Raw genomic sequence first — 21,761 nt, forward strand, 5'->3', positions numbered from 1 at the left:
CGGGGAGAGGAGGACGAGGAAGCCACAATGAAGATACGCGCCGGGTTTCATCTGGGCTATGAATGCATCCAGCCGACGCCAATGCTGCTGGTGCTCAACATTCACCCCTCCCGTCGCGCCGATCTTCTGAGCGAGCAGGTCCTGACATTCGACCGGCCAATCGAAGTCTGGGAATATACCGACAGTTTCGGCAACGCCTGCAGCCGGATCATCGCTCCGCCCGGGCTGACGACGATTTCGACGAGATTCGAGATTTACGATACGGGGCAACCCGACGTCGTGCCCACCGAGGCCGTACAGCACGCGATCAAGGACCTGCCCGACGAGGTGCTCGTCTTCCTGCTTGGCAGCCGTTACTGCGACACCGACAGGCTTTCGGATTTTGCCTGGAAAACCTTCTCGTCGACGCCGCTCGGCTGGGCGCGCGTGCAGGCGATCTGCGACTTTGTGCATGACCACATCACCTTCGACTATCAGAAGGCCGACGTTCTCAGGACCGCGCATGGCGGCTTTACCGACAAGAGCGGCGTCTGCCGCGACTTCGCCCATCTCGCCATGGCGCTTTGCCGATGCATGAATATTCCTGCCAGATATTGCACGGGCTATCTCGGCGATATCGGCGTTCCAGCCGATCCCAATCCAATGGATTTCAGCGCCTGGTTCGAAGTCTTTCTCGGCGGCCACTGGCACACGGTCGATGCCCGCCACAACACGCCGCGTATCGGCAGAATATTGATGGCGACCGGCCGCGACGCCACCGACGTCGCCATGTCGACGGCGTTCGGCCCGGCAACACTCTCCCGCTTCGAGGTGATCACCGAGGAAGTGGCGGAATAGGCACTCAGGGGGCGAGCAAATCCTATGCTTTCTTGAGGAATTCCGTTTTCAGCACCAGGCCCTTGACCTGCTTGGTGTTGCACTCGATCTCGCCGGGATTGTCGGTCAGTCGAATGCCCTTGACCAGTGTTCCGCGCTTCAGCGTCTCCGAGGTGCCCTTGACCTTCAGGTCTTTGATGAGAGTCACGGAATCGCCGTCGTGAAGCTGGCTTCCGTTGCTGTCTTTTACGATAATGTCCTCGGCCATGATGTCCTCGCTTGATGATGCGAGACGCAAAATCATGGCGACGGGAGATAGTCAACCGCCGCGAGGGGCGGCAAATGCAAAGCACGCGGAGTCTGCTGCAGCGCACTGAACGGATTTATCGAGCACAAACCGGTGGGATTCAACTTGCTTCAAGCTCGCCGGTCCAGCGGTTTCGCCCCTTCCAGTATGAGCAATCCGGGCAGGCCTCGCCAAGCGGATAGTCAATTCCCTCCTCGTGAGGGCAGCCGACGATTCCATCCATCGCCACCACCGATTTCACGTCATTCTCGCGCAGGAATGCCACTATCTCGGCGACAACGGTTTCGTCCGTCCTGAGATCACCGGTTTCAGCAAACCATCGGCGCAGGTCGGCCGGCTCCGAATGCGGCGCCGGGATGATGCTGACGGCCACCTTGGTGGCGCGGCGATTGTCAGGACCATAGTAAGCGATCGTACCGACGGGATAGCTGCGGATACCTCGCTTGGTCTTTTTCTCGAGCCATTTCCGTGGTTGCCAGCCCAATTTCATCGCACTGCTCGCCTTTCGTGGTTTGCTATTCTATCCCGTCTGGTTCACGGGACACAATCCGATACTCAACGAATATGGGCCGAGGATATGGCGCGTAAGAAATAATGGATCAGGGTATCGCCAAGGGAAAAAGCGGCTGCAGCCGACGACATCTATTGGATGCGACACACAGGCAAGGGGTGGCGCGGCTCAAGCGGTGGCACCCCTGCCTGGTATCGGCCCGATGACCGACGAACTTGAAGCTTTCGCACGCTTCTTCAACATCGATGCCGACCTTGTTGCCGCGGCCGCCGAACGCTTGGCCGAGACGGAATCGGAACGCTCCATGGCATCGGACGCTATCCGGCGCTTTTCGGCTGCATTGCCCGAGGATGAAAAGACGGAGATGCTTGCCCGCCTGATCGAAGGCGATCCCGATATGGCAAACGAATTGCGGCGACGCGCCCGAAGCCTCTCTGTCGCCGCGACCGTCGCAGTCAAACCGGGGCCAACAGTCGCGGAGCTGCAAACCCGTGCCGGTGTGATCCGCGATGCTCGCAAACGTAAGGAGGACGAGCGGCTGGCGGCAGAGCGAAAACGGAAGGAGGCGGAAGAGGCCCGCGCTCGCCGCGCCTGGCTGAACACCATCATAGAGCGGGGCGATCATGTCTGGCGCGAGATCGAGGTCGAGATCGAACGCCGCAACGCTTCCGGCTACGACAAAGCAACCAGCCTTCTCGTCGACCTGAAAACGATCGCTGACGAGGACGGCGATACCGCCGACTTCACCCGCCGCCTGCATTCGATCCTCGAAAACCACGCCCGAAAAGAGCGCTTTATCGCACGGCTGAATGTTTCGTTCGCAGCTCTGATGCCGTCATAAGCCCAGGAGTCGGCCATGCACGCTTCTGGCCGGCCTCAATTGGCGCCTCGGCAAAACTGAGACCAAGGTCCGATCCGACCCGGACTTCGTGCCGATACCAAACGCTTGGTTGCTGCAATAGGTTTTCGCGGCGGGGCGGAATTGCGGAGTTTTATAGCCGTGACGAAATTTATCGTTGTAGGAATGATACTGACGCCGGTGATCTTCTGGGGTTCTATCGGCGTCTGGGTCTACTCGCTATTATCGTGAGGAGGCCCCACACCTTGAGTCCTCGATCATAACATCGGGTAGTCGGGCGAAGCGAAGTCATGGCCGGCGACGGTCCTGGACAATCTCAAATCAAACCAGAATGATGGTCAAAGCTCCTGACCAAGAGCGCAGATCGACTGGAAGGCTGAGCCCGGTTCATTGTCTTGGCACGAGCCCGTCAAGCAGGAAATCCAGACCTTTCTTGAAAGCGCCGTCCCAATCATTATCCAGCAACAGACGCGCACGCTCGATCGTCGGATATTTTTCGCTGAAATGAGCAAGGCGCTGCTGCGCGGCGGCCATGTCGTCGTCGGAAAGGTCGAAATTCGCACGGGTGATGGTCGCCCCGATCACATAGTTCCAAAGCGACCATATTGCGCCGTTCAAATCTACCTCTGCGACACCGGCTTCAGATAAGATCCTGCCCAGCAGTTCCAGGCGACTGAGGATGTTCGGGCCGAGCGCCCGGCGCGGCAGCAGCGATGCCGACCAGGGATGGCGCAGCATGTTGGCGCGCCAGTCCTCGAGCATGTGAAAGATTGCGCCGCGCCAGTCGGTAGCCTCGATCCCTTGCGGCGGCCCGCGATATTCGAGAACTGAGTCGAGCGCCAGATCAAAAACTTCCTCTTTGTTGTCGACGTGCCAATAAAGGCTCATCGCGCCCGCGCCGAGGCGATCGGCCAGGCGGCGCATCTTCAATCCGTCGACACCTTCGGCGTCCAGCAGTTCGACCGCGGTCGCCACGATCCGTTCGATCGAAAGCGCCCGTTCACTGCCCGCCTGCTGCATGGGCGGGACCGACCCGGCTTGCCGTTGAGGTCGTTTACCCTGAGCGCCGCCGCCTTTGGCTGCCATGCGTCCTTCCTAAATGATCTGAAGGTCGTTTTAAGCCGACAAAGCCGCGAATGTCGACTCCGGCCGATTGACTCGTACAACGTACGATGCGATTTTATCGTACGTTGTACGAGTCAAGTATGCGACGATCGAACGAGAATTCAACCGGAGACCGCGGGCGCCATTGCTCGTAGTCCGCGCGGCCAAGAGAAAATCATGTCACGCACCATCAAACATCTGCTTATCGGAGGACTGATCATCATGACCACGGGAATTTCCACTGCGACGACGGCGAATGCGGGCGACCTCAAACCAACCATCGTCAATCCGAAAAACCTCTACGACCCGACGCCGAACGGCTACAGCACGGCGGTGATCGCACCGCGCGGCGCCCGGTTGGCCTATATCTCCGGGCAGGGTGGCCAGGACAGCAGCGGCGCCTTGTCGCCGGACTTCGCCGCCCAGGTTAAGCAGGCCTACGCAAATCTGCGCGCCGCTCTCGATGGGCTCGGCGCAAGGCCGGATCAGGTGGTCAAGCTTACGGTCTTCGTGGTCGATCACGACATGTCCAAGCTCGAAGTGCTGACCAGAAACGTCAAGGAAACCTTCGGCGCGGCGCTGCCGGCGCAGACGCTTGTCCCGGTTCCCAAACTTGCAATAGACCCGATGCTCTTCGAGGTCGAAGCCGTCGTCGTTCTGGAATAAACGGCCGCCGCGTAGCGAACTCATGCTAAAACGGCTCCTTGACAAAGCTATCGCTTTCAAATCTCCGACACATACGCGTGCGCCGTCTGGGCGCACCGATTTCGTTCGGAGATAAACATGCATCACAAAAGAAAGCGCCCTCGCAAAGCTGCGTGCGGACTTTGCAAGCTGCATAAGAACGCGGGCAACTGCCCACGTCATAAGAACATGCAGTTGGGCAACCTGCGTCGATACTTGTCCGGGTCTGAGCAACTCCGCTGCCAGGAGATTAAGGTGTCGGGCATGGATGGGAATTATCGGCAGTAGCCACACGGTATTGGATAAAAAGAAAGGTCGGCGCGAATGGTCGCTCCGACCTTTCTTTGATTGCATCAGCACGGTGCCAGTACATCCGTGGTCACCAGCAGAGGCTATCGGATAGATCGAATCTATGCGCCTTGTGAATTTATGCAAGAAGTAGGCGGTGCCGATTTAGGGCTAGGCGAGGGAGGAGCCTGCCGGGTAACTTTGCCACGACAATCGCACCGCCCGCCTCACCAGCTGGCGATTTCATCCGCCTGCATTCGGTCTCTTAGGGTCATGCCTCAAGACCGCCGCATCGGGCGGCTGAACGCCAGCACATAAAATGGAAATGGCGGAAGAGGTGGGATTCGAACCCACGGTACGGTTTCCCGCACGCCGGTTTTCAAGACCGGTTCCTTAAACCACTCGGACACTCTTCCAAGTAATTGAGAAGCTGTAAGAAATTCCGTTTCGGGATTTCCTGTGCATCGGTGGTTTCTGCCGATTTGCTGCCCATTCACTCACAGGCCGGCTTTTTAGCAGCTTTGATCGCAGCGTCAACTTGTTCTGCAGAGAAGCGGCTTTGACAGCCGCTTCTCTCTGCCGTCGTCAGACCAGGACGGTGAAGTTGTCAAATGCGAGCTGCGGAAAGCCCGTCGGCTCTACATCTGGCTGAATATCGAAGCGGATGAAATCGACTGCTCCCAAGGCTTCCAGCGAAATGTGCTGACCATCGGCAATGGTGTCGCCATAAACCGTCAGCGACATCTCGCTCACCTTGTTGCCGCCGATATAGCCTTCGAACGTCACAAGGGCATCGACACCTTGATAGGCCGGGTCGAAAACCGTCGCGACGTCGACACCCTCCACGGTGAAGAGTTTGCCGTCAACGCGATCGAAGAATGGATTGTAGGGGTTGGTGACGACGTATTCGTTGCCGCCGGATTCGGCGACCGTCCACAAATTGCCGTCGAGCTTGTCGCCAAACTTGAAACCGGCATAACCCGAGGCGATATCCGGCTGCCCGGGATATTGCGTCGGAGCATTCTCGAAATCGATGGAATACAGCCCTTGCGGAGGCGTATGCACGCCGATGTTGAGATTGGCGACATCCGTGCCGCCTTTTCCATCGGAGATCTTGAAGGAGAATCTCTCGGCGAAGACTTCACCGGACTCAAGGCTTGCGGGATCACTGACCGTGTAACTATAGCTGCCGTTGCTCCAGATCGTCAGCGTTCCGTGCTCACCCTCGATGGTCAGATATCCTGCTTCACCCGCCTTGTTGGGAATTCTTATTCCGTTGACGAACTGAACCTGAAGCAGGTCACCATCGGAATCTGAGGCGCTGTCGAGAAGGTTTCCTTCAATGGCTTCCGCTGGTGCGTAGTCGTGGACCGACACGTCAGGCACTGCTGGTTTGTGATTTGCCATAGCTCGTCTCCCTAAAGATGAGCGTGGAAAGGACGCCGGGCTACGACCCGAACGCGGCAAATAAACTTTCTACTCCACTTTGAGTCAAGCAACAAACTACACGCCCCAAGGGAGTGACTGCCGCGGTTACCGCTGCAGGCCACGCCCAACAGCGTGAAGAGCAAGCCACTCCACTACCCTGAGGTGAAAGCTCCAACTCCAGCGGAGATTGGCGGCCTCCTGGCGCTCGGTGGCCGTTAACCTTCATGTCGCAGCTGTTTCGCTCCGGGGCATCTCGCGCTCCGAAAGCTGGCTTTGCAATTGCCAAATGATCCGCATCGGCACGCCGATTGCGGCTCTGACTGCAGCCATGGAAGGGCAGGGCGGCAGCTTCGCGTTAGCGATCTGTAAACCATAATCATTAGAATTGTCGCTATCGCTTCGAAAACGTTCGTAAATTCGCCACGAACCTAGCAAATTTAAAGTCTCGTTAGGCGGGTGGGCATAAGGCGTTATTGGCCCAAGATGGGGCAAGGTTCCTTAACCATAACGATCTTTGAGCGGCGTGGGACATATGACATTGGGATACGGGGCGACGTCTTTCGCAACGACAGCGCGATGGCTGGCGATATCGGCGATGTGTGCGACGGTTGCGGCATGCGGCACGACACAGGCCGTGCCGAAGAAAAAAGCCCATGGCAAAGAGTATTTCTCGGAATCCGAATATGGCGTGAAGGCCAGCCCCCGCGTCGCCACCGGCAACAACATTCCGAAGGGCGGCGGCCGCTACATCGTCGGCAATCCTTATGTCGTGAAGGGTAAATGGTATTATCCGAAGGAAGACTTCTCCTATAGCAAGGTCGGCATTGCTTCCTGGTATGGTTCGGCCTTTCATGGACGCCTGACGGCGAACGGCGAAGTCTACGACCAGATGCATCTTTCCGCCGCGCATCCGACTTTCCCGCTGCCGAGCTATGCTCGTGTCACCAATGTCGAGAACGGCTCATCGATCATCGTGCGCGTCAACGATCGCGGTCCCTATCACGAAGGACGCATCATCGACCTTTCCAACAAGACTGCCAACATGCTGGATCTGCAGCACAGCGGCACCGGCAAGGTGCGCGTGCAATATGTCGGCCGCGCTCGTATGGACGGCCACGACATGCCCTATCTGATGGCTTCCTACGTACCGAAGGGCAGCCGCATTCCCGGCGTCAATCCGGAAGGGCAGATTGCAAGCGGCGTAATGGTTGCCTCCAACAGCCGCAAGATCACCCGCGATCAGCTGCAGAGCGCCGAAGATTACGAGGCGCAGCCGGCCAAGGTGCCGGTGCCGATGTCGGCGACCTCCTATGCCGGCTCGACGCCGAGCGCGCGCTACAATGCGGCGCCTGCGCTTGCCCCGGGCGCCCAAGTTCTGGTGGCGCCAACGGCCCCGTCTTCAAACGCCGCGCCGGCCTTCGATCAGATGGTCGTGCTGCCGGAGATCGGTCCCATGCCCTATGAACGCCCCTATGGCGGCTCTCAGCCTTCCCTCGCGCTCGGCTATCAGAACGAGGGCGTGAAGACGGTGACGGTCGACCTCGCCTTCGACGCGGTGATGGTGCGCAATGACGGGCTGACGCAGGCCTCGATCCTTGCCTCGGCCAAGCGCCAGCAGGCAAAATCCGCGGCGCGCTGAGCATGGCGATTGCATCGGATTTCGCCGCGCTCTAACCTTCTCAAAACTGCCGTTCACCGATGGGACTTGCGATGCTGAGGCCTGTGCTTCGCCTTCTAGAGCGGTTGCGCTTTTCACCGAAGCGCAGACCCGCTCTAGCCTTTTGTTTTTCCGCAATTCCGGAGGCAAAACCGCTCGGCACTTTTGCCGCATTTGCTCTTGCATGCCTGATGCCGCTCGCCACAGGCGCGCAGGCAGCCGATGGCGGCGGCGCCGGTTTCGCCACCAAGGCGGCGCAGGCCTATATGATCGAGGCATCGACCGGCACGGTGCTTCTCGCCAAGAACGAGGATCAGGGCTTTTCGCCGGCTTCGCTTGCCAAGCTGATGACGATGGATCTCGTTTTCGAGGCGGTGACCAAGGGCCAGATCACCCTCGACACTGAATATCCCGTTTCCGAATATGCCTGGCGCGCCGGCGGCGCCCCGTCGAGGACGGCGACGATGTTTGCCGCCCTGAAATCGCGCGTGCGCGTCGAAGACCTGATCAAGGGCATCGCCATCCAGGGCGCCAATGACAGCTGCATCATCCTCGCCGAGGGCATGGCCGGAAGCGAGCAGCAATTCGCCGAATCGATGACGCGCCGCGCCCGCGAAATCGGCATGGAGAAGGCGGTGTTCGGCAATTCCACCGGCCTTCCTGATGGCAAGAGCAAGGTGACGGCGCGCGAGATGGTGACGCTTGCCGCCGCCCTCCAGCAATCCTATCCCAATCTTTACCCTTATTTTGCCCAGGCCGATTTCGAGTGGAACAAGATCTTCCAACGCAACCGCAACCCGCTGCTCGGGCTCGATCTCGGCGCTGACGGACTTGCCACCGGCTTTACCGAGGGTGAGGGTTATTCGATCGTCGCCTCGGTCCAGCGCGACGGCCGGCGGCTGTTTCTGGCGCTCGCCGGAATCGCCTCCGACAAGGAGCGGACGGAAGAGGCCAAGCGTGTGCTCGAATGGGGCCTGACGGCCTTCGAGAACCGGCAGATTTTCGCCGAGCATGAAGTGATCGGCGCAGCCAGCGTCTATGGCGGCACGGCGCGCACCGTCGATCTGATCGCCAAAGCACCGGTCAGCGTCTATATTCCGGTCAGCAATCCCGACCGGCTATCGGCGCGCATTGTCTATCGCTGGCCGCTGACAGCGCCGGTGCAGCCGGATTATCAGGCCGGCACGCTTAGGATATTCGCCGGCAGCCGGCTTCTCAGGGAAGTCCCGCTCTATACCGCGCAGGCGGTGGGTGAAGGCTCGCTCAGCAGCCGCGCCGTCGATGCCATGCTGGAGCTCGGCGAATCGCTGTTCTTCTCCTGGCTCTGGGACAAGTCCGCGCCCGGCTGAAGCCGTTATCGCCAAGCGGCTGCACTGTCGTGCGCCAATGTTGAAGACCTGAGCGCCGGACCTTCTGATATAATTTGCCGGGGAAGGTGATTATGTCGCCGCGGCGAAAGGTTTTCCTTCCCGATGTCTTCGGATAGATAGAAGAGGCGGGGCGCGCGCGAGTGCGGCGCCCGGAATGCGGGAAGCTGTCATTGTCGTCCGGTACGGGATTGTTCGTTACGTTTGAAGGCGGGGAAGGCGCGGGGAAATCCACGCAGATCCGCCGCCTCGCGGAGGCGCTGAAGGGCGAAGGTCACGAGGTGCTGGTGACGCGGGAACCGGGCGGGTCGCCCGGCGCCGAGGCCGTGCGCCACGTGCTCTTGTCCGGGGCTGCCGAGGCGTTCGGCACACGGATGGAAGCGATCCTTTTTGCCGCTGCGCGCAACGACCATGTCGAAGAGGTGATCCGGCCTGCCCTTGCCGCGGGCAAGATCGTGCTCTGCGACCGCTTCATGGATTCTTCCCGTGTCTACCAGGGTATCACCGGCAACCTCGAACCCGATTTCATCGAGACGCTGCAGCGCATCGCCATCAATGGCGTCGTGCCCGATTGCACCTTGATACTCGACATTCCCGCAAAGGTCGGCCTGGAGCGGGCGCAGAAGCGCAGCGCTGCCGAAGCGCCCGACCGCTTCGAGAAGGAGCGGCTCGAAACGCACGAAAAACGGCGCGAAGCCTTTCTCGATATCGCCGCGCGCGAGCCGGAGCGCTGCCACGTGGTCAACGCCATGCAGACGGAGGAGGCGATCGCGGCCGAGATTCTGGCAATCGTCAGGCAGCTCAAGTCGCCCGCAGACCGCGCCCGATTGCCGGAAGCGGCCCATCATGAGTGAAGCCCATTATGAGTGAGGAGAGGCCGGGACTGCTCGACGGCGCCATCTGGCCGGCCGAGAACACCAGATTATTTGGCCATGAGGAGGCGGAGGCCTTCCTCGCGCAATCCTACCGATCCGGCAAGGGGCATCACGCCATCCTGATCGAGGGGCCGGAGGGCATCGGCAAGGCGACGCTCGCCTTCCGCTTCGCCAACCACGTGCTTTCGCATCCCGATCCAGCGACGGCGCCGGAGACGATCGGCGATCCGGATCCCGCCTCGGCGGTCAGCCGGCAGATTGTCTCCGGCGCCTCGCACAATCTCCTGCATCTTGCCCGGCCGGTGGACGAAAAGACCGGCAAGGTGAAATCGGCGATAACAGTCGACGAGGTGCGCCGCGCCGGCAAGTTCTTCTCGCAGACGTCGGGGACCGGCAACTGGCGGATCGTCATCATCGATCCGGCCGACGACATGAACCGCAATGCGGCCAACGCCATCCTGAAGATCCTCGAGGAGCCGCCGAAGCGGGCGCTGTTTCTGGTGCTGTCGCATGCGCCGGGTCGGCTGCTGCCGACGATCCGTTCGCGCTGCCTGCCGCTGAAACTGGCGCCGCTTGCCGACGACGCGCTTGTCGCCGCCCTTGCCCATCTCGGCATATCGGGAGAGGGCGGGGCGGTGCTTTCGGCGGCCAAGGGCAGCGTCGGCGAAGCGTTGAAGCTCTTGAACTATGGCGGCGGAGAGATCATCGCCGCCTATGACGAGGTGCTTTCCGCCGAAGGGCCGGCGGCCCGCAAGGCGATGCACCGGCTGGCCGATGCGCTGTCGGGCAAGGAAAGCGACACGATCTTCGATTTCTTCGTCAGCCATGTCGGCGACGACATCATGAACCGTGCGCGTGTGGCAGCGGGTGGGGGGCAGATCGCTGCTGCCGAACGTCTGGCGCGGCTCTATTCCGAGATTACCGAGCGGCTCACCATTTCGGATGCCTATAATCTCGACCGCAAGCAGACGATCATCAGCATTCTCGCCGATATCAAGCAGCCGGGCCTCTAAAACGCATCGCATCAAATTTGATTCATGCGACGCGCTTTAGGTCGTTGTTTTTATGCATGTCGTTGTCCCGGAACCGCTGCACACTTCCGGGCGACATGCATTAGAAGCCTGATGCCTGGTCAGCCGGTCAAGAGCTTGCCTGCGACGACGGCGAGCGTGGCGGCCAGGACGATGCGGATGGTGCGTTCGTGCAGCTTCGGCGCCAGAAGGCTGCCGATGATGATGCCGGGAATCGAGCCGACGAGCAGGGCAAACAGCATCGCCCAGTCGATCTCGCCGATCAGCCAATAGCCCATGCCGCCGATCAGGGTCAGCGGTACCGCATGGACGATATCGGAACCGACGATCTCGCGCACGTTAAGCCTGGGATAGAGGACCAGCAGGATCGTCACACCGAGCGCACCGGCGCCGACCGAGGTCAGGGTGACGAGGATGCCAAGACAGAAGCCGAGAATGACGGTGAGGATGAGGATGGTTGCCGGCTGCGGCGGCGTGCGATCGCCGATGGCGCGCCGCGCCAATTCGAGGATCGAGCCTCGGAAGACCAGCATGATCGCGGTCATGACAAGCAGCCAGCCGAGCGCAACCGTAATGGTGTTGGTCACGCCGATGCTTTTACGATCGACGCCTGCCAACAGCCAGAGCATCAGCACGGCAGCCGGCACACTGCCGGCGGCGAGGCTGCCGACGATCTTCCAGTTGATCCGTCCATGCATGCCGTGAACGGCAGTGCCCGCCGTCTTGGTGATCGCCGCATAGAGGAGATCGGTGCCGACCGCGGTTGCGGGATGGACCCCGAAGAGCAGCACCAGCAGCGGCGTCATCAGCGAACCGCCACCAACGCCGGTGATGCCGACAAGCGCGCCGACAAACAGGCCGGAAATCGAATAGAGCGGCTCGAATGTCAAACAAGCGCCCCCAACGGCGCGCGGCCACAACAAACCGGATCGATGAAAACTGACACTTCGTTCTGTCCCGCCCTCTTTCTGACGACCGGTAAATTGGGTGCGAAGCGGAGTCAAGTTCACGACCCCCGTGTCCCGGAAATCATGACGGCGCCAAAACTTGATGTTTCGCTTGGCGGAGACATGCGCTAAGAGCGGCTGACCATTTTTATAGAGTAAGCCGGACATTGGCCGCCATGACAGACAAGACACCCTTCTACATCACCACCGCGATTTCCTATCCCAACGGCAAGCCGCATATCGGCCATGCCTATGAGCTGATCGCGACGGATGCGATGGCGCGCTACCAGCGCCTGGACGGCAGGGATGTCTTCTTCCTGACCGGCACCGACGAACACGGCCAGAAGATGCAGCAGACGGCGCGCGCCGAGGGGATTACCGCCCAGGAGCTCGCTGACCGCAACTCCGGCGAATTCCAGGCGATGGCGAAGCTGCTCAACGCCTCGAACGATGATTTCATCCGCACCACGCAGGAGCGCCATCACGAGACGTCGCGCAACATCTGGAAGCTGATGGCCGACAATGGCGACATCTACAAGGACAGCTATGCCGGCTGGTATTCGGTGCGCGACGAGGCCTACTACCAGGAAAACGAGACGGAGCTGCGCGCCGACGGCGTGCGCTACGGCCCCCAGGGCACGCCCGTCGAATGGGTGGAAGAGGCAAGCTATTTCTTCAAGCTCTCCGAATACCAGGAGAAGCTGCTGGCGCATTACGAGGCCAATCCCGATTTCATCGGTCCGGCCGAGCGCCGCAACGAGGTGATCTCCTTCGTCAAGTCGGGGCTCAAGGACCTGTCGGTCTCGCGCACGACCTTCGACTGGGGCATCAAGGTGCCGAACGATCCGTCCCACGTCATGTATGTCTGGGTCGACGCACTGACCAACTACATCACCGCGACCGGCTATATCGAGGACAGGGACGGCCCGCGGGCGAAATACTGGCCTGCGGATGTCCACATCATCGGCAAGGACATCATCCGCTTCCATGCCGTCTACTGGCCGGCCTTCCTGATGTCGGCGAAGCTGCCGCTGCCGAAGCGGGTCTTTGCCCACGGCTTCCTGCTCAACAAGGGCGAGAAGATGTCGAAGTCGCTCGGCAATGTCGTCGATCCCGTCAATCTGGTGAACCATTTCGGTCTCGATCAGGTGCGCTACTTCTTCCTGCGTGAAGTTTCCTTCGGCCAGGACGGCAGCTACAGCGAAGAGGCGATCGGCACGCGCATCAATTCCGACCTCGCCAACGGCATCGGCAATCTCGCCAGCCGCTCGCTGTCGATGATCGTCAAGAATTGTGACGGCAAAATCCCGGAATGCGGTGCGCTGACCGACGAGGACAAGGCGATGCTGGCGCAGGCCGACGCGCTGCACGCGTCGACGCGCGAAGACATGGGTAAGCAGCAGATCCACCGAGCGCTTGCCTCGATCATAGCCGTCGTTTCCGAGACCGACCGCTATTTCGCCGGCCAGGCGCCGTGGGCGCTGAAAAAGACCGATCCGGCGCGCATGGGTACGGTGCTTTACGTCACCGCCGAAGTCGTGCGCCAGATCGCCATCCTGCTGCAGCCGTTCATGCCGGAATCATCGGGCAAGCTGCTCGATCTCGTGGCTGCGCCTGCCGACAAGCGCGATTTTGCCGCCCTCGGCGAGGCCGGCCGCCTGATCGCCGGAACGCCGCTCGAGGCGCCGACGCCGGTCTTCCCGCGTTACGTGGCTCCGGAGGCTTGAGGCCGTGCTGATCGATACGCATTGCCATCTGGATTTCGCCGACTTCGAGGCCGAGCGCGACGAGATTGTCGCGCGCGCGCATCGGGCTGGTGTCAAGCAGATGGTGACGATCTCGACGCGCGTGCGCAAGCTCGACGGGCTGCTCGCGATCACCGAGAAATATCCTTCGGTGTTCTGCTCGGTCGGTACGCATCCCAACAATGCCGACGAAGAGCTGGATATCCAGACGGAAGAGTTGGTGCGCCTGGCCAACGCCCATGAGAAGGTGGTGGCGATCGGCGAGGCGGGTCTCGATTATTTCTACGACACGCAGAAGCCTGAGGACCAGCAGACCGGCTTTCGCCGGCATATTGCCGCCGCGCGGGAAACGCAGCTTCCGCTCGTCATCCACAGCCGCAGCGCCGATGAGGACATGGCAGCAATCCTGACCGAGGAAACGGGGAAGGGGGCTTTCCCCTTCATCCTGCACTGCTTTTCGGCGGGTCCGGAACTGGCGCGAACCGGCGTCGAACTCGGCGGCTATGTCTCCTTTTCCGGCATCCTGACCTTCCCGAAGTCGGAAGAGCTGCGCGAGATCGCCAAGACGATCCCGCATGAGCGGCTGCTGGTGGAAACGGACGCGCCGTATCTGGCGCCGAAGCGCTGGCGCGGCAAGCGCAACGAGCCGTCCTATGTCGTCAACACGGCCGAAGTGCTCGCCGAGACGACCGGCCTTTCCTACGCGGAGATCGCACGGATCACGACGGAGAACGCTTTCCGCCTGTTTTCGAAAATGCCGAGGATCTAGCAGCGTGCTCTACCGGCGGCGTTTCACCATTCTCGGCTGTTCGTCGTCACCGGGCGTGCCGCGCATTTCTGGCGACTGGGGTGCCTGCAATCCCGACAATCCGAAAAACCGGCGCACGCGCGCCTCGTTCATGGTGCAGCAATTCGGCCCTGGGGGCGTCACGACGGTTGTCGTCGACACCGGGCCGGATTTTCGCGAGCAGATGATCAGGGCAGGGGCCGACCATGTCGATGCCGTGCTCTACAGCCATCCGCATGCCGACCACATTCACGGTATCGACGATCTGCGCGGCTATTTCCACAATACGCGCCGCCGGGTGCCGATCTTTGCTGACCAATATACGATGGACAGGCTGCGTGAAGCCTTCCGCTATTGCCTGGAAACGCCGCCCGGCAGCAATTATCCACCGATCGTGCTGCCTGTTGTCATCGAAAATATCGACGAACCCGTCGAAATCCGCGGTCCCGGCGGCAAGATCGACTTTTACCCGCATATCCAGCAGCATGGCGATATCCATTCGCTCGGCTTCCGCATCGGCGATGTGGCTTATTGCAGCGATATCAGCGATTTCCCGCCGCAGACCGTCGAGAAGCTGCAAAATCTCGACGTTCTGATCATCGACGCCCTGCAGTATACCTATCATCCGAGCCATCTGTCGCTGGAACAGTCGCTCGACTGGATCAGCCGGCTCAAGCCGAAACGGGCGATTCTAACCCATATGCATACGCCGCTTGATTACGATGCGGTGATGGCTGAGACGCCCGAGCATGTGGTGCCGGCGTTTGACCAGATGAGCTTCGAGATTGAGGTCAGCGCATAGTTCTGGGCGCCGCAGCCGCCTTCTCCGTGTCTGAAAAGACGCTGCGGGTCGAGGCGAAAACCCCGACCCTGATGCAGGATCACGGCATATAGGGCAGAACCTCGACGGCGCCGCGATAGATCATATCGAGCGAGACGTAGAGGATGATCAGCAGACCGACATAGGCGATCCAGCGATGGCGGCCGAGCAGCCGGGCGATCAGATGGGCGGCGATGCCCATCAACGCGATCGACAGACCGAGGCCGATGACCAGCACGCTCGGATGTTCGCGCGCAGCTCCCGCAACGGCGAGCACGTTATCGAGCGACATCGAGACGTCGGCGATGACGATCTGGGTCGCCGCCTGGAAGAAGGTCTTTCTCGGCGCGCCTTCGCCGGTCTCCGCCAGGTGTTCCTCGCGATGGCCATTGCGAAGCTCGCGCCACATCTTCCAGCAGACCCAGAGCAACAGCAGGCCGCCGGCCAGGAGCAGGCCGACAATGGCCAGCAGATAGACCGCGACGCTGGCAAAGAGAATACGCAGAATGGTTGCGGCCAGAATGCCGACGATGATCGCCTTGCGCCGTTGCGTGGCCTCGAGGCCGGCCGCGGCAAGACCGATAACCACGGCGTTGTCGCCAGCGAGAACAAGGTCGATAGCAATAACCTGCAGCAAAGCCGTCAGACCGGCTGCCGTGAAGATGTCCATATGAAATGTCCCCAATGCGTCAAAAGCCGTGCTAGCGTCTCCACGGTTTGACGTCAACCGCTGAGGGATGCAACAGCCGGTGCAATTCACCGCGCGATGCATCCGAAACGACAAGCGGCAGCATTATGGAACTGACGGTCAAGCCCCGCCGAGCCGTCGCCATTGCCGTGGAACATTCGTCTCGGCTGCCGGTTCTCCGTGTCAGGAAACCAGGCGTCGGGTCGGCGGCTGGAACGCGACATCGAGAGGAGAGTTCCCGTGAGCAACATTCACAACGATACCAATCCGGGGTTTTCGGGCCCCGTGGGCGGCGGCAGCCTTACCGCATTTTTCGACAGCCGGTCGGAGGCCGAATCCGCGGTTTCCCGTCTCGAGGACGCCGGCGTCCCCGTGGCGAGAATAAGATTGATGCCGGGATATGAGGCGGATGAAAAAAATGCCGGCGTCATGAGAGACGACCGCAGCGGCTTCTTCGACGCGCTGGCCGACTTCTTCTTCCCGGACGAGGACCGTGCGATGTACGCGGAAGGGCTGCGGCGAGGCGGCTTCCTCGTTCAGGTCAACGATATCGATGACGCGCTCTACGAAACCGTTCATGATATCCTGGACGACGAGGGCAGCATCGACATCGACGAGCGGGCGGATCTCTGGTTATCGGAAAGCGGACGCCAAGGCGGGTCGAATACCGGTTTTGCGGGCTCGGCCCATGGCGGCAAGGCCGCGGACGACCTGGCAGTATCCGAAAGCGCATTCGAAGGGCCGGCTTCCGACGAGGCGCCGGTCGCAGTGCGCGACACCGCGCATGGAAGCGCCAAGGTTCGTGCTTATAAATTCACCGGCGCTTCCGCATCATCGAACGATTCGCAACAGCAGTCACAGACGCAAGGCGGATCGCAGCAGAGCCAGAGTTTCCGGCGCGATCATTGATGTGCAGCGAGGCCGGCGACAATGCCGAGCCTCGCTGCACTCACTTATTCGAGGACAAGTCGATGCAATCATCCATCAACCGCGACGGCTTTCTTCCGCCCGATCCCGATGAACTGGTCGCGGAAGGCGAACTGCCTTTTGCCGATGCGGCCGCTGAGTCCGCGCGTGACAAGGCCGACCAAAGTCTGCACCACCTGCAGCGGGAATTGCGGCTGCTTCAGGCCCGCATCGGCCTGCTGCGTGACGATGCGGAAGCAGCGCTGAAAGCCAAGGCAACATCCGTCGATGCGAGTGCCCATGTGCAGCTCGGCGACTATCCGTGGCTGAAACTCGCCATCGCCACCGGCGCAGCCTTCGTCGCGGCGAGGGCGATCAGAGGCTTGCCGTTCGGCGTATTGCTGGCCGGATTTGCCGGTCATGTCTCGCAGACCAGACGGTGGTGAACGATCCGGCATGCTTCCGGATCGAACGAGGCGCGTGCGCCTGCAGGCCTGGCCGTTCTCAGGGGCTGGGGGATGGCGGGCGCCTACCAGATCAGGGCAGGGGAAGCCGGCGGCGGACGATCGCGGTGTGGTAATTCGTCCCATGGATCAGGCCGTCGTCGCAAAAGTCATAACGAGGATTGTGCAGAGGTGCCGAGTCACCGTTGCCGAGGAACACGAACACGCCGGGTGCATGCTTCAGAAAGTGTGCGAAGTCCTCGCTTCCCGTCATCGGCTCCCGCGCCACGCGAACATTTTCCTCTGGGAGAATGCTGTGGGCGGCGGCGAAAGTCTCCTCGACCAGATCGGGATCGTTGAGGAGCGGAACGAATTCCCTGCTGTAGGTCACCTCGGCCGAGACATTGTAGGCGAGAGCAGTTCCCTGCGCGATGATGCGAATCTGCTTCTCGATTTCGGCGCTGACCTCCGAACGGAAGCTTCGTGCGTCGCCCAGGATCCTTGCCTCTCCCGGCAGCGCGTTTCGAGTTCCGTCGGTGATGAGTTCGGTGACCGAAACAACGGAGGTGTCGGCAGGACTTAGGCGGCGTGAGACGATCGTCTGCAGGTTGGTCACAAGGGCGCAGGCGGCGACGAGAACCTCGTTGCCCCAGTGGGGGCGCGCAGCATGGCCGCCGACACCTGTAAGCTTGATTTCGAAATTGTCTTCGGCCGACATGATCGCGCCCGGCCGGGTTTCGAATGTACCGACGGGGAGGCCGGGCATGTTGTGAATGCCGTAGATCTCCTCGAACGGATAGCGCTCCATCAATCCGTCTGCGAGCATGGCAAGCGCGCCGCGTCCCCATTCCTCCGCCGGCTGAAAAATGAAACGGACGGTTCCGTCGAAACCACCTTCCTCGGCGAGCAGTTTGGCGGCTCCGAGAAGCATGGTGGTGTGCCCGTCGTGGCCGCAGGCGTGCATGACGCCCGAGTTCGACGATCTGTAGGGAAGATTTCCCTGCTCGGAAATCCGAAGCGCATCCATGTCGGCGCGCAGCGCGATCGAGCGGTTGCCGGATCCGCGCTTGAGCGTGCCGACGACACCGGTTCCTCCAACACCCTCCGCCACGTCGTCGAGGCCGAACTCGCGCAGCTTGGCCGCGACGAAGGCTGAGGTGCGCTTCTCCTCGAATCCGAACTCGGGGTGGGCGTGCAGGTCGCGCCGCCATGCTGTCATTTCGTTCTTCAGAGCATCGATATCGATCGCCATTTCAAGCTCCTCCGCCCGCAATCTGCTTTACAACGTCGAGAAGCATGTTCGCACCGGCGACCAGATCCTCGTCCGGGGTCTTTTCCTTGGGATTATGGCTGATGCCGCCAAGGCTCGGCACGAAGATCATCGCCGAAGGAGCGATCCGCGCGATCATTTGCGCGTCATGGCCCGCACCCGAGGTCATGCGACGGACCGTGTGTCCGCGCCTGGCCGCTGCCTTCTCGATCAGCTCGACGATCTTGCCGTCGAACGCCACCGGCTGAAAACGGGCGAGGCGCTCGACCTCGAAGGACACGCCTTCCTCCTTCGCCACCTGCGCAAGGTAGGCTTCGAGAGCGGCCTCCTCCTGCCTCAGCCGATCCTCGTCCGGATCGCGAAGATCCACCGTGAAGGTTGCGCGGGAAGGGATGACGTTGATCGCGTTCGGCTCGAAGTTCATGCAGCCAACCGTCGCCACTGTCGCGGTGTTCGAGTTCCTGGCGCGCTCGCGCAGGAAGGTGATGACGAGCGCGGCGGCATGTCCGGCGTCGCGACGCATCGTGATGGGTGTGGTTCCCGCATGGTTGGCGTCGCCGCTGATCGTCACCCGCTGCCAGGAGATGCCCTGCAGGTTTTCCACGGCGCCGATCTGGATGCCTTCGCGCTCGAGAACCGGGCCCTGTTCGATATGCAGCTCGATATAGGCATGCGGCCGGATGAAGCCCGGCTGATGTTCTCCATCGTAGCCGATGCGCCGCAGTTCCTCGCCAAGTTTCGTGCCATCTGTCCCCACAGTCGCAAGAGCGGTGTCGACATCGAGGCCGCCCGCATAGACGAGCGATCCCATCATGTCGGGGGCGTAGCGCACGCCTTCCTCGTTGGTGAAGGCGGCGACCACGATCGGACGCGACGGCTGGAAACTCGCCGCGACAAGCGTCTCGATGACCTCGAGGCCTGACAGAACGCCATAACATCCGTCATAAATACCCGCGTTGATCACGGTATCGATGTGCGATCCGAGCATGAGCGGTGCTTGGTTGGAAACGGCTGCGGGCCTCCAGATTCCGAATATGTTGCCGATGCGGTCGACGGCAACTTCCAACCCGGCCTGCTCGATCCACGAGACGAACTTGTCACGTCCGAGCTTCTCCGTATCCGAAGCCGCGAGACGGATCAGCCGGCCGTCTTCGTCACGACCGATGTCGCCGAGTTCAAGGATTCGGCCGAGCAGCCGTTCGGAATTGATGGAGATTTCGCTCATTACGCCACCTTTTCCTTAACTCCGCCTTGGCCGGAGTTTTTCGCTGCTATGTCTGCCGGCGTTGCGCCAACAAACTTCTCGTAAAGAACGGGGTCGGTCGCGCCCTCGGTGTTGATGAGGAAGACGCGGGATTGCGTATCAAGGCCGATCTTCGTCCGTAGTCCCGGATCGGCGGCAACCTTCAGAAGGGCCGCGAGACCTACGCCGCCGCTTTCGCCGGCAACGACCGCCGGGTCGGCCCCACGAGGGCTCGCAAGCAGTTTCATCGCGTCGATCGCGTCGGGGTCGTCGACCGTCATGAATGCGTCCGCAGCATGCGACAGGATCCGCCATGCCACCAGCGATGGCTCATAGCACTCCAGCATCGCCATCACGGTGGCCTCTCCATGATCGACTTTCACCGGATGTCCGGCGCGCGCTGTCTCGACGATGCAGGCTGCGCGGGAGGGATCGACGACCACGAAGAAGGGGCGCCTGTCGCCAAAAAGCACGGAGAAGTGGCCCGCAACCGTAGCGGCGATGCCGCCCACGCCCGCCTGTACGAAAACATGGGTTGGCGGCTCCGGCATCTGGCGGAGCGCCTCGGTCAGCAATGCGGTGTAGCCCTGCATGACGAAGCCTGGGATGCGTTCGTAGCCGGGCCACGACGTGTCGGAGACCGTGATCCAGTTCTCCTCCTCGGCAACGCGCGCCGCTTCGCGAACGGAGTCGTCATAATTGCCGTCGACCCGGATCATATCTGCGCCATAGCGGGCAATTGCGTCGATGCGCTCCTTGCTGACGCCCGAATGAACGAAGATCGAGCATTTGGCGCCGACGAGCTGGGCGCCCATGGCGACGGAGCGTCCGTGGTTGCCGTCGGTTGCGCAGGCGACCGTCATTTTCGAGGCGATGGCTCTCACATCGTTGTTCTGGAGTTCTGCCACGTCCACTTCGCGGCCAAGGCGCTTCGAAGCCTCCTCCAGAACGAGCCGGATCACGGCATAGGAACCGCCGAGCGCCTTGAAGCTGCCGAGCCCGAGGCGATGGCCCTCATCCTTTACCAGGATCGAACCGATCCCGATCTCACGCGCAAGGTTTACGAGCGAGAGCAAGGGAGTGGGCCCGTGGCCCTCGCGATGATGCAGGAAACGTTCGACGGTCTTGGCGGCCTCGACACCCAGAATTTCGGCGTCGACGGCCTCGAGCGGTTTGCGGTAGTCGGCGTGTTCGTTCAGCAGGAGCATCCGGACATCCTTTCGAAAATGCGTATGCCTGATAATTACTTCATTCCGATCGAAATAAGCGCTGTATTTTGATGCCGATTATGCAACATTCGCTCATTGCTGCTGCCAAAATGGAGCGTTTTCTCACTTTGTCGCCAAAAAGGGATCGATGCATGATCGACAAGATTTCCGCGGAGATGGTGGAGCTGGACCGCTTCGACCTGGCGATTCTCGAGATTCTTCAGCGGGACAACAAGACACCGCAGCGCTCGATCGCAGACGTCATCGGCCTGTCGGCGCCAGCCGTGCAGCGCCGGATCAAGCGGATGGAGGAGACGGGTACGATCGCCGCCAACGTCGCGGTGATCGAGCCTTCCCATGTGCGGCACGAGATCACGGTCTTTGTCGAAGTCGAGATGCACAGCGAGTCCGGCGCCACGCACGACGCAACGAAGAAATCCTTCGCCGAGGCTCCTGAAGTCCAGCAGTGCTACTACGTGACGGGCGAAGTGGATTTCATTCTTCTCGTCGTGGTCCGAACCATGGGAGACTACGAAGCCATGACCCGGCGTCTGTTCTTCGCCAACAAGAACGTCAAGCGGTTCCGCAGTTTTGTAGCGATGGACAGAGTGAAGGTAGGCCTGAATATAGCGCTGGACCCTCAACGCGATCGGAGCTGAGCCGGACAGGGGCAGCGCAAAGGCGGAGCGGCGTAAGCATTTGGCCGGGTTGATGAAGTCTTCCGTTCCATAATCTATCTTATGCGATCTTTGTATGTAGCGGCTATTTAGTAATGCG

The 21,761-nt window shown here is 60.9% G+C and carries 22 protein-coding genes and 1 tRNA gene; 13 read left to right on the forward strand and 10 right to left on the reverse strand.

Annotated features, from left to right (window positions below):
- The first annotated feature begins 27 nt into the window (after positions 1-27).
- Complete coding sequence (locus tag CO671_RS23650) at positions 28-837, forward strand: transglutaminase family protein (protein WP_097607941.1); 810 nt, start codon at positions 28-30, stop codon at positions 835-837.
- A gap of 22 nt (positions 838-859) precedes the next feature.
- Here CO671_RS23650 and CO671_RS23655 read toward each other — a convergent pair whose 3' ends face one another.
- Positions 860-1,084, reverse strand: a complete 225-nt coding sequence (locus CO671_RS23655) for an alkylphosphonate utilization protein (RefSeq protein ID WP_064710564.1) — start codon at positions 1,082-1,084, stop codon at positions 860-862.
- A gap of 139 nt (positions 1,085-1,223) precedes the next feature.
- Positions 1,224-1,496, reverse strand: a complete 273-nt coding sequence (locus CO671_RS23660; RefSeq protein WP_245425027.1) for a hypothetical protein — start codon at positions 1,494-1,496, stop codon at positions 1,224-1,226.
- 70 nt (positions 1,497-1,566) lie between these two features.
- On the opposite strand from CO671_RS23660, the gene CO671_RS23665 reads away from it, so the two are divergent.
- Positions 1,567-2,475 carry a hypothetical protein gene (locus CO671_RS23665; protein ID WP_245425028.1) on the forward strand — a complete coding sequence of 303 codons (909 nt, stop codon included), beginning with the start codon at positions 1,567-1,569 and terminating at the stop codon, positions 2,473-2,475.
- 405 nt (positions 2,476-2,880) lie between these two features.
- Here the strand turns inward: CO671_RS23665 and CO671_RS23675 are convergent, their stop codons facing one another.
- Positions 2,881-3,579, reverse strand: a complete 699-nt coding sequence (locus CO671_RS23675; RefSeq protein ID WP_097607942.1) for a TetR/AcrR family transcriptional regulator C-terminal domain-containing protein — start codon at positions 3,577-3,579, stop codon at positions 2,881-2,883.
- Between the two features lie 195 nt (positions 3,580-3,774).
- Here CO671_RS23675 and CO671_RS23680 point away from each other — a divergent pair, with 195 nt between their 5' ends.
- Entirely contained in the window at positions 3,775-4,263 is a 489-nt protein-coding gene (locus CO671_RS23680) for a RidA family protein (protein ID WP_097607943.1), read from the forward strand.
- A 632-nt stretch (positions 4,264-4,895) separates the two neighbouring features.
- Here CO671_RS23680 and CO671_RS23685 read toward each other — a convergent pair.
- Together CO671_RS23685 and CO671_RS23690 are read right to left on the reverse strand one after the other, a co-directional pair.
- Positions 4,896-4,985, reverse strand: a tRNA-Ser gene (locus CO671_RS23685).
- 169 nt (positions 4,986-5,154) lie between these two features.
- Complete coding sequence (locus CO671_RS23690; protein WP_097607944.1) at positions 5,155-5,976, reverse strand: Ig-like domain-containing protein; 822 nt, start codon at positions 5,974-5,976, stop codon at positions 5,155-5,157.
- Between the two features lie 553 nt (positions 5,977-6,529).
- Here CO671_RS23690 and CO671_RS23695 point away from each other — a divergent pair.
- The 4 genes from CO671_RS23695 (at position 6,530) to CO671_RS23710 (ending at position 10,909) form a co-directional block, all read left to right on the forward strand.
- Positions 6,530-7,636: a septal ring lytic transglycosylase RlpA family protein gene (locus CO671_RS23695; protein ID WP_097607945.1), complete on the forward strand. Its 1,107-nt coding sequence runs from the start codon at positions 6,530-6,532 to the stop codon at positions 7,634-7,636.
- Positions 7,637-7,845: 209 nt separating this feature from the next.
- On the forward strand, positions 7,846-9,003 hold the full coding sequence (locus CO671_RS23700; protein ID WP_097607946.1) for a D-alanyl-D-alanine carboxypeptidase family protein: 1,158 nt from the start codon (positions 7,846-7,848) through the stop codon (positions 9,001-9,003).
- A gap of 191 nt (positions 9,004-9,194) precedes the next feature.
- Positions 9,195-9,875, forward strand: coding sequence for a dTMP kinase (gene tmk / locus CO671_RS23705; protein WP_097607947.1), 681 nt, complete (start codon positions 9,195-9,197; stop codon positions 9,873-9,875).
- A gap of 8 nt (positions 9,876-9,883) precedes the next feature.
- Complete coding sequence (locus CO671_RS23710; RefSeq protein WP_097607948.1) at positions 9,884-10,909, forward strand: DNA polymerase III subunit delta'; 1,026 nt, start codon at positions 9,884-9,886, stop codon at positions 10,907-10,909.
- 119 nt (positions 10,910-11,028) lie between these two features.
- Here CO671_RS23710 and CO671_RS23715 read toward each other — a convergent pair whose 3' ends face one another.
- Complete coding sequence (locus tag CO671_RS23715; protein WP_010032467.1) at positions 11,029-11,817, reverse strand: sulfite exporter TauE/SafE family protein; 789 nt, start codon at positions 11,815-11,817, stop codon at positions 11,029-11,031.
- A 233-nt stretch (positions 11,818-12,050) separates the two neighbouring features.
- Here CO671_RS23715 and metG point away from each other — a divergent pair, with 233 nt between their 5' ends.
- Genes metG through CO671_RS23730 form a run of 3 tightly spaced genes read left to right on the forward strand, consistent with a single transcriptional unit; the run spans position 12,051 to position 15,208 of the window.
- Entirely contained in the window at positions 12,051-13,601 is a 1,551-nt protein-coding gene (gene metG / locus CO671_RS23720) for a methionine--tRNA ligase (RefSeq protein ID WP_097607949.1), read from the forward strand.
- 4 nt (positions 13,602-13,605) lie between these two features.
- Positions 13,606-14,388: a TatD family hydrolase gene (locus CO671_RS23725; RefSeq protein WP_097607950.1), complete on the forward strand. Its 783-nt coding sequence runs from the start codon at positions 13,606-13,608 to the stop codon at positions 14,386-14,388.
- A 4-nt stretch (positions 14,389-14,392) separates the two neighbouring features.
- Positions 14,393-15,208: an MBL fold metallo-hydrolase gene (locus CO671_RS23730; RefSeq protein WP_097607951.1), complete on the forward strand. Its 816-nt coding sequence runs from the start codon at positions 14,393-14,395 to the stop codon at positions 15,206-15,208.
- A 79-nt stretch (positions 15,209-15,287) separates the two neighbouring features.
- Here CO671_RS23730 and CO671_RS23735 read toward each other — a convergent pair whose 3' ends face one another.
- Complete coding sequence (locus tag CO671_RS23735; protein ID WP_097607952.1) at positions 15,288-15,896, reverse strand: TerC family protein; 609 nt, start codon at positions 15,894-15,896, stop codon at positions 15,288-15,290.
- Between the two features lie 258 nt (positions 15,897-16,154).
- On the opposite strand from CO671_RS23735, the gene CO671_RS23740 reads away from it, so the two are divergent.
- Positions 16,155-16,823, forward strand: coding sequence for a hypothetical protein (locus tag CO671_RS23740; protein WP_097607953.1), 669 nt, complete (start codon positions 16,155-16,157; stop codon positions 16,821-16,823).
- Positions 16,824-16,885: 62 nt separating this feature from the next.
- The gene (locus tag CO671_RS23745) at positions 16,886-17,266 is read left to right on the forward strand and encodes a hypothetical protein (protein WP_097608034.1); all 381 of its coding nucleotides are present in this window, start codon (positions 16,886-16,888) and stop codon (positions 17,264-17,266) included.
- 91 nt (positions 17,267-17,357) lie between these two features.
- Here CO671_RS23745 and CO671_RS23750 read toward each other — a convergent pair whose 3' ends face one another.
- The 3 genes from CO671_RS23750 to CO671_RS23760 are packed head-to-tail and all read right to left on the reverse strand — an operon-like array spanning position 17,358 to position 20,984.
- Positions 17,358-18,515 carry a M20 aminoacylase family protein gene (locus tag CO671_RS23750; protein ID WP_097607954.1) on the reverse strand — a complete coding sequence of 386 codons (1,158 nt, stop codon included), beginning with the start codon at positions 18,513-18,515 and terminating at the stop codon, positions 17,358-17,360.
- 1 nt (position 18,516) lies between these two features.
- A complete protein-coding gene (locus CO671_RS23755) occupies positions 18,517-19,758 on the reverse strand; it encodes a Zn-dependent hydrolase (RefSeq protein WP_097607955.1) in 1,242 nt (413 codons plus the stop codon).
- Complete coding sequence (locus CO671_RS23760) at positions 19,758-20,984, reverse strand: diaminopropionate ammonia-lyase (RefSeq protein WP_097607956.1); 1,227 nt, start codon at positions 20,982-20,984, stop codon at positions 19,758-19,760. The genes CO671_RS23755 and CO671_RS23760 overlap by 1 nt, the downstream gene beginning before the upstream one ends.
- 152 nt (positions 20,985-21,136) lie before the next feature.
- On the opposite strand from CO671_RS23760, the gene CO671_RS23765 reads away from it, so the two are divergent.
- Positions 21,137-21,643 (forward strand): Lrp/AsnC family transcriptional regulator, encoded by a 507-nt coding sequence (locus CO671_RS23765; RefSeq protein WP_097607957.1) that lies wholly within the window; start codon positions 21,137-21,139, stop codon positions 21,641-21,643.
- The last annotated feature ends 118 nt before the right edge of the window (positions 21,644-21,761 follow it).

This window comes from Rhizobium sp. M10 (assembly GCF_002531955.1).
Lineage (GTDB): Bacteria > Pseudomonadota > Alphaproteobacteria > Rhizobiales > Rhizobiaceae > Rhizobium > Rhizobium etli_C.